The 14,445-nt window shown below is 47.1% G+C and carries 12 protein-coding genes; 11 read left to right on the top strand and 1 reads right to left on the bottom strand.

The annotated features are described in order from the left end of the window. Positions 1-125 precede the first annotated feature (125 nt). The 3 genes from ACFPIB_RS04075 (at position 126) to ACFPIB_RS04065 (ending at position 2,681) form a co-directional block, all read left to right on the top strand. Positions 126-755: a thioredoxin family protein gene (locus tag ACFPIB_RS04075; RefSeq protein WP_378016155.1), complete on the top strand. Its 630-nt coding sequence runs from the start codon at positions 126-128 to the stop codon at positions 753-755. Between the two features lie 19 nt (positions 756-774). Then, the gene (locus ACFPIB_RS04070) at positions 775-1,221 is read left to right on the top strand and encodes a hypothetical protein (RefSeq protein WP_378016154.1); all 447 of its coding nucleotides are present in this window, start codon (positions 775-777) and stop codon (positions 1,219-1,221) included. Between the two features lie 167 nt (positions 1,222-1,388). Then, the gene (locus ACFPIB_RS04065) at positions 1,389-2,681 is read left to right on the top strand and encodes a hypothetical protein (RefSeq protein WP_378016153.1); all 1,293 of its coding nucleotides are present in this window, start codon (positions 1,389-1,391) and stop codon (positions 2,679-2,681) included. Positions 2,682-2,871: 190 nt separating this feature from the next. Here ACFPIB_RS04065 and ACFPIB_RS04060 read toward each other — a convergent pair whose 3' ends face one another. Then, complete coding sequence (locus ACFPIB_RS04060; protein ID WP_378016152.1) at positions 2,872-6,186, bottom strand: vitamin B12-dependent ribonucleotide reductase; 3,315 nt, start codon at positions 6,184-6,186, stop codon at positions 2,872-2,874. A gap of 858 nt (positions 6,187-7,044) precedes the next feature. Between ACFPIB_RS04060 and ric the strand changes: the two genes are divergently transcribed. The 8 genes from ric (at position 7,045) to nadA (ending at position 14,317) form a co-directional block, all read left to right on the top strand. Then, on the top strand, positions 7,045-7,998 hold the full coding sequence (gene ric, locus ACFPIB_RS04055) for an iron-sulfur cluster repair di-iron protein (protein WP_378016151.1): 954 nt from the start codon (positions 7,045-7,047) through the stop codon (positions 7,996-7,998). Between the two features lie 118 nt (positions 7,999-8,116). Further along, positions 8,117-8,617 carry a hemerythrin domain-containing protein gene (locus ACFPIB_RS04050; protein WP_378016150.1) on the top strand — a complete coding sequence of 167 codons (501 nt, stop codon included), beginning with the start codon at positions 8,117-8,119 and terminating at the stop codon, positions 8,615-8,617. A gap of 320 nt (positions 8,618-8,937) precedes the next feature. Next, a complete protein-coding gene (locus tag ACFPIB_RS04045) occupies positions 8,938-9,768 on the top strand; it encodes a DUF2249 domain-containing protein (RefSeq protein ID WP_378016149.1) in 831 nt (276 codons plus the stop codon). Positions 9,769-9,775: 7 nt separating this feature from the next. Beyond that, complete coding sequence (locus ACFPIB_RS04040) at positions 9,776-11,122, top strand: cytochrome C oxidase subunit I (RefSeq protein WP_378016148.1); 1,347 nt, start codon at positions 9,776-9,778, stop codon at positions 11,120-11,122. Continuing rightward, the gene (locus ACFPIB_RS04035; protein ID WP_378016147.1) at positions 11,112-11,486 is read left to right on the top strand and encodes a metal-sulfur cluster assembly factor; all 375 of its coding nucleotides are present in this window, start codon (positions 11,112-11,114) and stop codon (positions 11,484-11,486) included. Before ACFPIB_RS04040 ends, ACFPIB_RS04035 begins: the two co-directional genes overlap by 11 nt. 294 nt (positions 11,487-11,780) lie before the next feature. Beyond that, a complete protein-coding gene (locus ACFPIB_RS04030) occupies positions 11,781-12,089 on the top strand; it encodes a phosphoribosylpyrophosphate synthetase (RefSeq protein ID WP_378016146.1) in 309 nt (102 codons plus the stop codon). 695 nt (positions 12,090-12,784) lie between these two features. Then, positions 12,785-13,255: an RrF2 family transcriptional regulator gene (locus tag ACFPIB_RS04025; protein WP_378016145.1), complete on the top strand. Its 471-nt coding sequence runs from the start codon at positions 12,785-12,787 to the stop codon at positions 13,253-13,255. A gap of 15 nt (positions 13,256-13,270) precedes the next feature. Next, a complete protein-coding gene (gene nadA, locus ACFPIB_RS04020; protein ID WP_378016144.1) occupies positions 13,271-14,317 on the top strand; it encodes a quinolinate synthase NadA in 1,047 nt (348 codons plus the stop codon). The last annotated feature ends 128 nt before the right edge of the window (positions 14,318-14,445 follow it).

Raw genomic sequence — 14,445 nt, 5'->3', positions numbered from 1 at the left:
AAAAATCCTCTGCCACTAATAGCTTCATGTAGTTTCAAAAGGAGCTATAAAAGCATCTTTTTTCCTGACCTGGATCATTCTTATTCGGCTGAGTTTGGGTTAAACTTGTAGAAAAAAATAAACCCATGGAAACTGCCTTCGAATTAAGCCCAACGCTGGTTAACCCACTGACTTACAATTTATATTCGGTACTGATAGAAGCGCTGGTTGCGGCCGGACAAACTACCGGTTCGGAGCAAACCGAAGAAAAAATTGCTTTCACCAAATTAAATGCGCAGCGTTCCAAGCGGGTCCATAAGATGTTTAAACTCTTGCCCGAACTTCAGGAAACGCTGCATCAAATTCCGGAAAAATGGAGCTGGCTATTATTAACCGAAAGCTGGTGCGGCGACGGCGCCCAACTGGTACCGGCCATCGCCGAAATTGCCGCTGCAGCTCCTAATATTGAACTCACTATTTTGCTGCGCGACGAAAATCCGGAATTCATGGATCTGTACCTGACCAACGGCGGCCGCGCCATCCCGAAACTAATTTGCATGAACGCCGAAACCGACGAAACGCTTTTTACCTGGGGGCCGCGGCCAACAGAAATTCAGCAGAAAGTAAAGGAATTCAAGGCCGAAAACCCTTACGCAACCAAAGAACAACTGCACAAACAGCTGGCCGTGTGGTACGCCAAAGACAACAGCGCAAGTTTGCAGCACGACCTTTTACACCTGATAAAAACAGCCATTAATCGGAATTCCTTGGTTTAAAAAGCTAAAACCCAAAGCCATGAAACAGCTTTTCATTTTACTCTTGCTCGTAGGTTCCATCTATTCCTGTACCAACGAAGCCGACCGCATTCCAACCACCGAAATTCAGGAAACCGCCATCGCACCCGACCTAAAACTGGACCCAAACAACCAGAAATGGCGCGCCGACGAAGCCACCACCGCCAGCATCGAAAACATGCAGCAACTCATGGATGCCTTTGATACCGGCAAAAACGCCGGCGATATTGTGGCATTCCAGGAATTAGGCAAAACCCTGAACGGCGAACTGAACACCCTTTTCCGCCAATGCACCATGACCGGCCCTGTCCACGACGAACTCCACACCTTCCTGACGCCCATTATGAAAGACGTAAAAATTTTGCAGGGAAGTAACATCGAAGCTTCTACCGCCGCACAATTACGCCTGAAAGACAGGTTAAACATTTACCAGACATTTTTTGAATAACCCTGTAGAGACGTAATATATTACGTCTCCCTTCTGGTCACCGCAGCTAATTTTACATCCGGATTTGCTATGAAAAGGCGAAATTCGAAAGTTTGGAAAACATAATAAGAGGCGTTGTATTAGGGTACGAAATGCAATAAATGTTAACCGGAAAATGACGCAATATCGTGGGAGACGTAATATATTACGTATCTACAAAAGGAAATACCTTGAAACCTACCTGGCTTAAAATTGCTTTTCTGAATTTGTTGGTGGTGGCCTTGCTAGGTTTGTTTCTGCGCTGGCAATTCGTACAACCTACTGAAGGCATTAACTTCAAAAATTTCTTGCACGCGCACAGCCACGTAGCCTTATTAGGCTGGCTTTTTTCGGCTTTTTACCTTGCATTTTTACCAACCTATTTACCGGAAAACCATGCCCGAAAAAAGATCTACTCCTGGCTTTTCTGGCTGGCGCAAACTTCGGTTTTAGGAATGCTCATCAGCTTCCCGATACAAGGCTACGCGCTATTCTCCATCACTTTTTCCACGCTGCACATTCTTTTCAGTTACGCCTTTATTTACCGTTTTCTGAAAGATTGTAAAAGCTCAGAACTGGTAAAAACGCAACATAAACTTTCTTTCAGATTCATTAAAGCATCGCTGTTTTTTCTAGCGCTTTCCAGTTTAGGTCCGTGGGTGATGGGTCCAATTATGGCTACCGGAAATAGCTTTACTGAGCTCTATTACAACGCTATTTATTTTTACCTTCATTTTCAGTACAACGGTTGGTTTACCTTCGCGGCACTGGGTTTATTTTTCTGGCTTTTAGAACATTACCAGATCACTTTTAACCGCCAAAAAGCTACCGTTTTTTTCAAACTGATTTTCAGGGCTTGTTTGCCAGCTTACCTCCTATCCGTACTCTGGATTAAACCCGATGCCTGGATATATATAATAGCCGGAATTTCCGCGTTGATGCAGGTTATTGCTTTAGTACTTTTTACTCGAATTTCCCTATCGTTTTGGCCGCAACTTTTCAGAAAATTAAACAGTTGGAGTCGCGCTTTAATGCTGCTGGCTTTCACCGCTTTTAGTTTGAAAATTCTAATGCAGGCCGTTTCTGCTTTTCCTTACTTTGCGGACCTCACTTACAAACTGCGGCACTTTATTATCGGATATCTGCATTTGGTGCTGATCGGGTTTGTGAGTTTGTTTCTGTTTGGCTGGTTCCTGCAATTGGGTTGGATATCGTTGAGAAACCGGATGGCAAAGATTGGACTTGTGGCGTTTTTGCTGGCTTTTCTCTTAACCGAAGGTTTGCTGTTTTTGCAGGGTATTTTTTACTGGGCGAAGTTGGGTATGATCCCGCATTATGATTGGTGGATGTTTGGATTGAGTGTGGGGTTGCCGGCTGGGTTGCTGATGCTTTTTTTAAATATTTCTTTCCAGAAAAAGCTAACTACACAGCTGTCATCCTGAACGATAGCGAAGGACCTCGTTAGCGGGCTTCAGAAGTGTTAACTACTGGATAATTTTCTCTGCTTTTCATAGCTAATATTAGTGCATCCAGCCGACATGGTCCTTCGCTCACGCTCAGGATGACAATAAAAAAAAGGATAGCGCAGGGTTTTAACCCTGCACTATCCTTTTTTGCTTCTAATCTAACTTTCTAACTACACCCCAAACTACTTCCGCAATTCAAACATTTATAGCAAGTTCCGGAACGGATAGTAATATGCCCACAAGTTGGACAAGCCGGCGCATCTCCCATCATGCTGGCTAAAACCTGTTGGGTTTGCTCAAAAATGAAGCTCTGCTTTTGCTCCAGAATTACCGACGTTCCGTTTGCGCCGGGAGTTACGTTAACAGCATTTTCCGACATTACTTTTTCAACGGTTTGCTGCGGGGATTCTTCGGGCAAATCTTCCGGCAGCACATGCACCAGATCTTTGCGTTCCAAATATTCAAAAGCTAACAAGCGGAAAATGTAATCGAAAATGGAGGTGGCTTGCTTGATGTTGGGATGCTCTACGCGGCCGGCGGGCTCGAAACGGGTGAAGGTGAAGCGGCTCACGTATTCCTCTAACGGCACGCCGTACTGCAAACCCAATGAAACGGAAATGGCAAAACAGTTAAGCAAACTCCGGAACGACACGCCTTCTTTGTACATATCGATGAAAATTTCGCCGAGCGTACCGTCTTGGTATTCGCCGGTGCGAACATAAATGGCATGGCCGTCGATTTTGGCTTTCTGGGTGAAACCGTTGCGTTTGTCGGGCAGGCGTTTGCGTTTTACGATCTCACTTAAGGCCCGCTTAAATTTCGTATCTTTCGATTCGGAAATGATGGCCATGGCGGCCTCCAGAACCTGGTCTTCAGTCAGCATTTTCGGGGCATCGGGCGCGGCAGTTTCGGAGGCAAAAACCATAGCGTTTTCTTCTGATTTTTCGCTCTCATTTTCCTTTTTCTGCTGCATGAGCGGCTGCGAAAGTTTACTGCCATCGCGATACAAAGCGCAGGCTTTTAAGCCCAATTTCCAGGCCTGAAGATTACAGTCGGCAACTTCTTCTACCGTGGTTTCGTGAGGCAGGTTTATGGTCTTTGAAATGGCTCCGGAAATGAAGGGTTGTACGGCAGCCATCATCTGCAAATGGCCCAGCGGTTTGATGTAGCGGGTGCCGGTTTCGCCGCAGCGGTTGGCGCAATCGAACACGGCGTAATGTTCCGGCTTCAGGAAAGGCGCGCCTTCCACGGTCATGGTGCCGGCTACAAATGCGTTGGCTTCGTTTACCTGTTTCGGCGTTAATTTCCAGTAATTTAGCAAGTCGAAATCGGGCTTCTGAAACTCGGAAAACGCTATGCCTAACCGCTCAAAAACTGCTTCGCCTAAAACGAATTTCGTGAATGCAAACCGGATATCGAAGGCTGTAGTTAAGGCATTTTCAATCTGCTGGATTTCAGCTTCGGTTAGGCCTTTTTCCTGCAGGAACTGGTGGTTTAAGTGGGGCGCATTTTTCAGGGTGCCGCTGCCTTTGGCGTAGGTTACAATCGCTTCAATTTGCCCTTCGGAATACCCTAATTTTTGCAGCGCGGCGGGAACGGCCTGGTTTATAATTTTGAAATAACCGCCGCCGGAAAGTTTCTTGAATTTTACCAAGGCAAAATCAGGTTCTACGCCGGTGGTGTCGCAGTCCATTAATAAACCGATGGTGCCAGTGGGCGCAATAACCGTGGCCTGGGCATTTCTGTAGCCGTATTTCTCGCCGAGTTCCAACGCTTCGTCCCAGCTTTTTTGGGCAGCTTTCAGTAAATAATCCGGACAAATTTCTGCATTAATTTTCTGCGGTTTTATGGAAAGCTTGTCAAATTCCTGATCTTCGTAAGCCGCTGCCCGGTGGTTTTTGATAACCCGCAACATTGCGTTTTTATTCGTTTCAAACTTCGCAAACGGGCCTAAAACCGAAGCCATTTCCGCGGAAGTTTTGTAGGCTGTGCCGGTCATAATGGCGGTGATGCCAGCGGCAATTTTCCGCGATTTTTGGGAATCATAAGGCAAGCCAGAAACCATGAGCATGGCGCCTAAATTGGCGTAACCGAGGCCAATGGTGCGGTAATCGTAAGAAAGTTGCGCGACTTCCTTGGCCGGGAATTGCGCCATTAAAACCGAAATTTCCAGCACGATGGTCCACAAGCGACAAGCGTGTTTAAAGGCTTCGGTTTCGAAAATTCCGGTTTCAGAATTGTAGAATTTCAGCAGGTTCAGCGAGGCTAAATTGCAGGCCGTATCGTCCAAAAACATGTATTCGGAGCAGGGATTGGAGCCTTTTATGCGGCCGCCTTCGGGGCAGGTGTGCCAGTCGTTGATGGTGGTGTCGAACTGCAAACCGGGATCAGCGCAATGCCAGGCAGCTTCGTTAATTTGGTTCCAGAGTTTACGGGCGGGCACTTTTTTTACGATACTGCCGTCGGTGCGGGCTTTCAGTTCCCAGTCGGAATCGGTATCTAAAGCAGCGAAAAAACTATCGCGCACGCGCACGGAGTTGTTCGAATTCTGGCCGGAAACGGTGCGGTAGGCTTCGCCTTCATAATCGGAGGCGTAACCAGCGGCTATTAAAGCGGCAACTTTTTTCTCCTCCTCCACTTTCCAGTTTATGAACTCTTCAATTTCCGGATGGTCCAGATCGAGGCTTACCATTTTAGCGGCCCTCCGCGTGGTGCCGCCGGATTTGATCGCGCCGGCTGCCCGGTCGCCTACTTTCAGGAACGACATTAAACCGGAAGACTGGCCGCCACCGGAAAGTTTTTCGTTGGCGCCGCGAATAGAGGAATAATTGGTGCCCACGCCAGAACCGTACTTGAAAATGCGGGCTTCGCGCACAAACAGATCCATGATGCCGCCTTCGTTCACCAGGTCGTCTTTCACCGATAAAATAAAGCAAGCGTGCGGCTGCGGCCGTTCATATGCCGACTCCGATTCTCTAAGTTTTCCGGTTTCCGGATCGACGTAAAAATGCCCCTGACTTTCGCCTTTTATGCCGTAGCTGTGGTGCAAACCGGTGTTGAACCATTGCGGCGAATTCGGTGCGGCGTACTGGCCAAGCAGCATGAAAACCACTTCGTCGTAAAAGGTTTGGGCTGTTTCTTCCGAAGCAAAATAGCCGTAGCGCTGCCCCCAACTTTGCCAGCAGGAAGCCAGCCGGCGCACCACTTGTTTCACGGAAGTTTCGGAGCCCAAAGTGCCATCGGGTTGCGGTACGCCGGTTTTCCGGAAGTATTTCTGCGCCAGAATATCCGTCGCGATCTGCGACCAGGTTTCCGGAACTTCTACGTTGTTCATTTCAAAAACCGTTTCGCCATTCGGGTTTTTAATGGCGGAAGTGCGGGTTGTGAATTTGAAATGTTCCAGCGGATTTGGTTTGGCAGAAGTGGTGAAAAAGCGCCTGATCTGTAGGCCGGTTGGTTTGGTAGTAGGTTCTTTTTTCATAGTGAAGCTTTTTAAACCGTCAGGTTAAGCAGACGGCAATGGATATTTTGATTTGAGAATTTTGATTGTTCCTTTCAGGTTGTGGGATTCTGAAATGCGTGAGTTTTGGAGGTAAAAAGCATAGCGTTTTTTGCTGTCTTTTCAGGCAATATTTTGCGGATTCAATTGCCCCTGCCTTCAGGCAGGGGTTTCCGGATTTTAAGAATTTTGGCTTTAGCCTAACCTGAATTATCGGAACAAATAAATTGATTTGGCTAAAGCCGTTCAGCACATTTGGTAATCCCCTGGCTGAAGCCAAGGGCAATTCAACTCATTATTTATTAAGGAATTTAAAGATGTTTACTTCAGCTAAGTAATTGAATCTAATGCTTCAACTTAAGGTAGTTTTTGCGTCATCCCGAGCGAAGCCGAGGGAACTATTGCATACTGAACCCGCACGTAAGGAATTTATCGCTCTGTCGCTCAAAATTCCATTGTAATTCCCATAAGTTTCCTCGACAAGCTCGGAATGACGCAATATATTTTTCCATTCTTTTAAGGTGTAAACTTGAAAATAAACCTTGTTTTCCAGCCTTCAACTTCCACTGCTGAAAGGTAAATTTTTCTTCCAAAAAAGAAATCCACAGCCTAAACCTTCATATCAGAAAATATATTTTTTCCGCTGACATCTATCACTTTTCGGTTTGACGCGCATCATTCTGCATGGCGTTTTCAGCTGCTACTTTTGTATTGTCGGGAAGAAAAAATGGAGGTCGGAAGGAATTCGGGCTTGTTTTGGAACCTGACGAATAATAAAAGACAAAAACATCTTTTATTCAGAAAACAGAAAAAATCATCATTAAAAAACCCAGATCTAACATGGAAACTACAGAAGTATTTATCGACGTAACCATTCTTGAGCCGCGCATGAAGCACCCTACTATTTTTGCACGTTTCGACGAGTTGCAGGGCGGCGAAAGCTTGATCATTCATAACGACCACGACCCAAAACCGGTTTATTATCAGTTACTTGGCGAACGTGGCAACATTTTTAAATGGCAATATTTAGAGCAAGGTCCGGAGATCTGGGAAGTGCGGATCACGAAAAATACTGCGGAAGAAGGCGAAACGATTGGCGAGCTGGTAGCGAAAGATTACCGCAAGGCGCAAGTATTCAAAAAGTATGGTCTTGACTTTTGCTGCGGCGGTAAGAAATCGGTGAAAGCGGCTTGCGAAGAAAAAGGAATTGATGCAGAAAAAGTAGAGGCTGAACTGAATGCATTTACCGAAACGCCAGCGCCGAAAACCGAAAATTACGACAACTGGGGCCTCGGTTTCCTGAGCGATTACATCGTGAATAAACACCACGCTTACGTTGTGGAGAGCATTCCGGCGCTGACCGAATATACCAATAAAATTGCCCGCGTGCACGGTGGCCGTCACCCGGAATTGCTGGAAGTGGCGAACCATTTTGCTGCGGTTGCCGCCGAACTTACCTCGCACATGCCGAAAGAAGAGCGCATTTTGTTCCCATACATCAAGCAAATGGAAGAAGCCAAAAAGAACGGCACAACCATGCAACGCCCCGCATTTGGCACCATTCAGGGCCCGATAAACATGATGGAAATGGAGCATACCGCCGCCGGTTCTGACATGGAAGCCATCCGGACACTGACCAATAACTACGAATTACCGGCCGATTCCTGCGCCACCTACCGCGTAGCCTTCTCTAAACTGCAGGAGTTTGAGGACGATCTTTTCAACCACATTCACCTGGAAAACAACATTCTCTTCCCGAAAGCAATTGCCCTGGAGAAAGAACTTTTTGCGTAGCGAGCTAAGCAATTGATGAAGTGAGAGAGTGGTTGGCGGGGCCGGGTGCGGCTGGTCCTGCCTTCTTTCATTACCCGGAATTTTTATTCTGACTTTTTACCCTTAAAACCATAGCGTTATGGAAACTGCCACCGAAAAAAAACCGATAAAGCGCGATCCGAACCTGGTTCCATTGAGCCGCGAACATCATTTCGGGCTGCTTTTTGCCTGGAAACTGAAGCAGGGTTTAGCGAAAAATGCCAGCCTTCAAACCATGCGCGATTACGTGCTTTATTTCTGGGAAACCGGTTTGCAGGAACATTTTCTGGCGGAAGAGGATCTGCTGTTAAACATTCTGCCGGCCACCGATGCGCAGCGGAGCAAGGTTTTAAAAGACCACGAAATTGTACGCAACCTCATAGGCAGGATCGAGCAGAAAACCGAAATTTCGGAAACGGTAATCGAGAAACTGCAAAGCTTTTTAACCGACCATATCCGCTACGAAGAACGCACATTTTTCCCCTACCTGGAGCAGCAAGCCAACGCCGAACAACTCGCCAAAATTGGCAAACATTTAACCGAAGAACATGCCGAACCAGAAGACAATTTTCTACCGGAATTCTGGACTGGGAAGAAGTGAATTTTTCTAAAAACCAGAATGCTCTTTCGGATTTTTAAATCCGGAAGCGGCCTGAATCGGGTCTATTGCCCCGCGTGGGAAATTGATTAAAAACGCAGATTGATTAATCCGCTACAGAGAATTTTCGGATAAATATATCCGAAAAAGCGAAAGAATTTTTCGGATAAAGTGGTCCTCCCCCTACCCCTCCAAAGGGGGACTTTTATCAGATAATTTACAAAATATTAAACACGCATTTTACGATTGTCCCCCTTTGGAGGGGGTTAGGGGGAGGACAGTTTAGCTGATCAAAATTTCCGCAAAACAAAACCAAAAACGCTATGAAAATCAGTGCAAAAACCAAGATCTCGTCGCTCATAAAAGAGAACCCGAAAGCCATCGATGCCATTGCGTCTATCAATCCGCATTTCGAGAAATTGCGCAACCCCATTCTGCGGAAAATTCTGGCGAGCCGGGTTACCATTGCCGATGCTGCGCGAATTGGAAATGCAGACGTAGCTGATTTTTTTAATAAACTGCAGCCGCTGGGTTTTGAGCCCGAAAACGATAGCGTTTCGGCGGTAAAAAGTGTGGAAATTCCTGCCGCTGAATCTAAAAATAAACCAGCTGATCTGCCTGAAAAGGTAGTGAAACTGGATGTGCGCGAAGACCTGGCTACAGGCAACGATCCATTCAATTTAATTATGGATGCGCTTGATAAACTGGAAGCAAACCAGGCTCTGCTGATCATCAATACCTTTGAGCCGACACCGCTTTTCAGCATTGTGGCCAAGCGCGGTTTCAGCAATTATGTGAAGAATCTGGGGCCTGATCTGGTGCATACGTATCTGTATAAAACGATAGGGAAAACGGCCGAAAAAGTCGCGGAAAAATCCGTTGCTGAAAGTCAGAAAATTGGTTTAAGCTTTCCGGAAGCGCTGGAGAAATTTGAGGGCCGTTTGCAGGAAGTAGATGTGCGCGATCTGGAAATGCCGCTGCCCATGATGACCATTCTGGAAAGCTTACCGAAACTGCAGGAAAACGAAGCGTTGTTTGTGCACCATCGGCGCGTGCCGCAGTACCTTTTGCCGCAATTAGCCGAACGCGGTTTTGCCTGGTCCGTAAACGAAGCGGCGCCCAACGAGGTAAAACTGCTCATCTATAAAAACTGAAACCGCCATGGATATGATCAGCAAAACGCAGCAAACCGGCAAATGGGTAGTGCTGCCGCATTACGCCTTCGCAGCGCTGGCATTTCTGGCGCTGAACGTACTTTTGCTGTTCTCCACTGATGCTTTCGGCGGCCATTTCTTCCATCCCAAACTCCTCACGCTTACGCATATAGCCGCATTAGGCTGGGGAACCATGATCATTTTCGGGGCCCTTTACCAACTTTTGCCGGTAATTCTGGAAGTGCCTTTGTATAGCGCCAAACTTGCTAAAATCACCTTCACGTTGCTGGCTTCCGGAACCGTTTTACTGGCCTGGGCTTTCTGGAATTTTCAGGTGCACTGGCCACTGCATGTTGCGGGTTGCGCGCTGGTTTTGGCGTTTCTGCTTTTCAACCTGAACGTGATGTTTACGGTGCGACAAGTGAAAAAATGGGCCATCGAAACCGACTTCATTTCCACCTCCGGTATCTGGCTTTTCATAACCGGTGTGATCGGTTTGTTAATGGCCATCAATTTCCAATTCCCGTTCCTGCCGGAAAGCCATTTGCATTACTTAAAACTGCACGCGCACGTGGGCATGGCCGGCTGGTTTTTGCTGCTCATTATTGGTGTGGGAAGTAAGTTGCTGCCCATGTTTCTGCTCAGCCACCATGTAGGTACCAAAAAGCTGCACATCAGTTATTACCTCATCAATCTGGGCCTGGTTTTGTTCGCCGCCGACCATCTTTTTTTCCATACGCCTTACTATTTTGTGTACGGTCTGTTGGTAGGACTAGGAATGGTTTTATTTGCGCTTTTTGTGCTGGATGCCTACCGGAAACGCGTGCGCAAAAACCAAGACGCCGGTATGCAACAATCGTTGCTGGCGGTGGTTTTAATGGCGCTTCCTATTGTAATGGTGGTGGCTGTAAGCGAACTCGTGAACATGCCTGAAAAACTACGGCTACATCTGTACTTAGTGTATGGCATTTCCATTTTTATGGGTTTCATTTCGGCGCTCATTCTGGGCCAGACTTTCAAGACTTTGCCGTTCATAATCTGGATGCACCAATACCAGCATTTAGTTGGAAAACAACCCGTGCCGCAACCCAAAGATCTATACTCCGATGGCCTCGTGAAAATGCAGAATTACACCTATCTGGGCGGCTTTGTAGTGCTGCTTGTTGGCACCGCTTTGTACCACCAGAAACTGATCCTGTTCGGCGGAAGTTTGCTGTTTTTTACCGCGCTGCTGTATTGCGGTCAGGTTTTTAAAATGTTGTTTATGAGCTTCAGCAGCCCGAAATTAATAGAAAATACAATCGGGGCAAACCAAACGGTAAGCTCCGCAAAAGAAGTTTATCATGAAAAATGAAGGTGAAATTTTACAGCAGGTCCATGAACTTTTAAAGTACATCATAGACCCCGAAATTGGGGTGAATATTGTGGACCTCGGGCTGGTTTACGAACTTTGTTTGTCGGAAGACAAGGAGATAAAAGTTACCATGACGCTTACCACGCCCGGCTGCCCCATGAGCAACACCATTACCAACAACGTAACCCAGCTCCTGAACCACCACCTGCCCGAATATTCGGTAAAAGTGAACCTGGTCTGGTTTCCGGCCTGGGAACCCGAAATGATAACCGAAGAAGGCCAGCGCCAACTCGACGGTGGCTTTTTCGGTGGCAAGAAAAAAGAAGAAAAATCCACCAGCATCTGGGACCGGTTTTTTAATTGATTTTGTGAGAAAAATGTCCCCTTTGGAAGGGGTTGGGGGAGAAATTTTACGGTATTGAAAATACGCATTGCGAAGATGAGTATTGTGGAGTTTCTCCCTTTGAGAGGAGTTAGAGGGGTGTTTACATCTGCGGTTAATTCTTCAAGCGATTACACCCCTCCGGCTCCCCTCGAGGGGAGAGTATCAGATAACGCGTAAATCAGATAATGTGATCCTCCCCATACTCTCTTCAAAGGGGGACAAAAAAAACCAGCCAACTTCTGCATAAAATTTCAACCTAAAACCCCACCCGCCATGATCCAGATGACCACCTTAACAGAAGTTTTAGACCATTTGCAACGCGAAGGCTATACCACCGATTTCAACCTGAAAGACAACTGCATCGAGTGCCACGGCAACTTCTTGCAGATCTTCCCAAGTGAGTTTTCAGTAGATAAAACCTACCGTTTTGAAGGCATGACCGACCCCAGCGACGAAGCCATTATCTATGCTATTTCCTCCGAGAAGCACAACGTAAAAGGCACCCTCGTAAACGGCTACGGCCCTTCTAGCAGCAGCTTAACGCACGAAATGGTAAAAGCGCTTAATCAAAGAACGATATAATTTTCGGGCAAAAGACTCTGAAAGTTCACTATCAAAATTATCTTCCTTTAATTTCTAAAATTTCACAAACCACAATTCACGCATTTCGTCTAGCGCAGCGCCCTCGAAAACCACGCATTCCGAAAAACTAACCTAAAAAGAAAGCCAGCTCGAAGGAAAAAAGCTCCCAGTTTTTGTGAGAGCAGCCTCCAAGCTTACTGGTTCCGCCAGGAAAGCAGCAATGCGGCTAGGTAGGGTTGCAGCCGCGAACGCAAAAACGCTGCCCGCCCGGCGGAAGAGGGCGAAAGCAAACTATAAGAGTTAAAAGTTCAGAGTTATGAGTTAAAAGTTGGCTATAAAAACGCTATCCTTTTAAGCCTCAAAACTCATTAGCAAACTTCACTACCAACTTGATGAGATCTCTCCTATCGTCGAGATGACGAAAAAGAAAACGCTTAGAGTACAACAAAAAAGTCTAAAATGCGGCTTCATATGTTACCTCGACGTTGTTCGGGATGACGGAAAAACGCTACGATCTTAAGCATAAAAACCCCGTAAACCATCATCTCCAAAACTGATTATTCTCATTTTTTCACCCTCAAGTTTTCCAGAATTTTGGGATAGAATAAGCAAACGGAAAAGCGTTTTAGGAGTAAAAAACGCTTGGGGTTCGGGGCCAAAAACTCACGGAAACTGCCTGCTAAACTTTAAGAAAAATGCTTACAAAAACCACGGAATACGCTTTGCGCGCCATGATCTACATCGCGCTGCACGCCTCGCCGGTAAACAAGGTCGGGATCAAAGAGATCGCGACCGAGCTGGATATTCCGATGGCTTTTATTGGCAAAATCCTGCAGGAACTGGTGCGCAAAGGCTTGCTTGCATCCACCAAAGGCCCCAACGGCGGTTTCTTTCTGGAACTTCCGGCGGCCAGCATCACCATTTTAGACGTGATCCGGGAAATTGACGGCCTCGAAGCTTTTAAACGCTGCGGCCTGGGTTTGAAACAATGTTCCAACCTCCACCCCTGCCCGCTGCACCAGGATTTTAAAGTGTACCGCGACGGCCTGGCCCAACTCTTCCGGAAACGAACCTTGCAAGACCTTGTCGATAACCTGGAAGCAGGCAAAGCGTTCCTGACCAGCCTCGAAATGCCCGCCAATCTTATTCCGCCCAAAAGTTGCTAAAAACAAACCTTCATCATGTCAGAAATTATAATTGAAAACGCCCGATTCACCAATAAATTAATGTCGATGCTGCCGCCGGGCTCTGCCGAACCGGATGCGCACATGCTGGAAATGGTGGATGAGATCAGGGCGCTGAAAAAGGAAAAGAACGCGGTGGTGCTGGCGCATTTTTACATGCCCGCCGAACTACAAATAACCGAAGCCGACGGCGGCGTGGCCGATTTCGTAGGCGATTCTTTAGCGCTCAGCGTGGCCGCCACCAAAGTGCAGGCCGATAATATTATTTTCTGCGGCGTAAAATTCATGGCCGAAACCGCCAAAATTCTGAACCCGACCAAGAACGTATTGCTGCCCAGCATGCTGGCCGGTTGTTCGTTGGCCGAAAGCATTACCGGCGAAGACGTGCGCCAACTGAAAGCCAAACACCCCGGCGTGCCCGTTATTGCCTACATAAACACCTATGCCGAAACCAAAGCCGAAGTGGATATTTGCTGCACCTCGCGGAATGCCCTAGAAATTGCGAAATCGTTTGAAGGCGACAAGCTGATCTTTCTGCCCGACGAATTTATGGGCAAAAACCTGCAAGCCCGCATAAAAGAAGAAACCGGCAAAAACCTGATCCTGTGGAGCGGCGCCTGCGAAGTGCACGAACAATTCACCCCACAACGCATAAAAGGCCTGCAACTGCAATACCCAGGCGCGGAAGTGTTGGTGCATTGGGAGGTTCCAGACCAAACCGTTTCAGAATCCCTGGAACGCGGCGGCGGCATCGTAGGTAGCACATCAGACATTATCCGGCACGTAGGCGAAAGCAAGGCACACCAGTTTATTTTAGGTTCGGAATGCGATCTGGGTGCAACGCTACGCGGCATGTATCCACAGAAAGAATTCATTGTACCCTGCATCAAATGTCCGCACATGAAACAAATCTCGCTGGAACGCACCCTGGCCTCACTCCGTGCCTTAGGTAATCCTGAAGAAGTTGCTTTCCTGATCAAACTCGACGAAACCATCCGCCAAAAAGCCTACGCGCCGATTGAACGGATGCTGGCTTTTAGTTAAGGGTTTTAACAAGTTCATCGCAGCATCAGATAAGTCCCCCTCTGGAGGGGGCAGGGGGAGGATTTTCACAATATTAAATTTGTAAAAAGCTGATCAGAAATGCATTGTCCTCCCCCTACCCCCTCCAA

Source organism: Adhaeribacter terreus, assembly GCF_042657365.1.
GTDB classification, from domain to species: domain Bacteria; phylum Bacteroidota; class Bacteroidia; order Cytophagales; family Hymenobacteraceae; genus Adhaeribacter_A; species Adhaeribacter_A terreus.
Note: the sequence above shows the minus strand (reverse complement) of the source record. Positions and strands in the feature narration are given on the sequence as shown.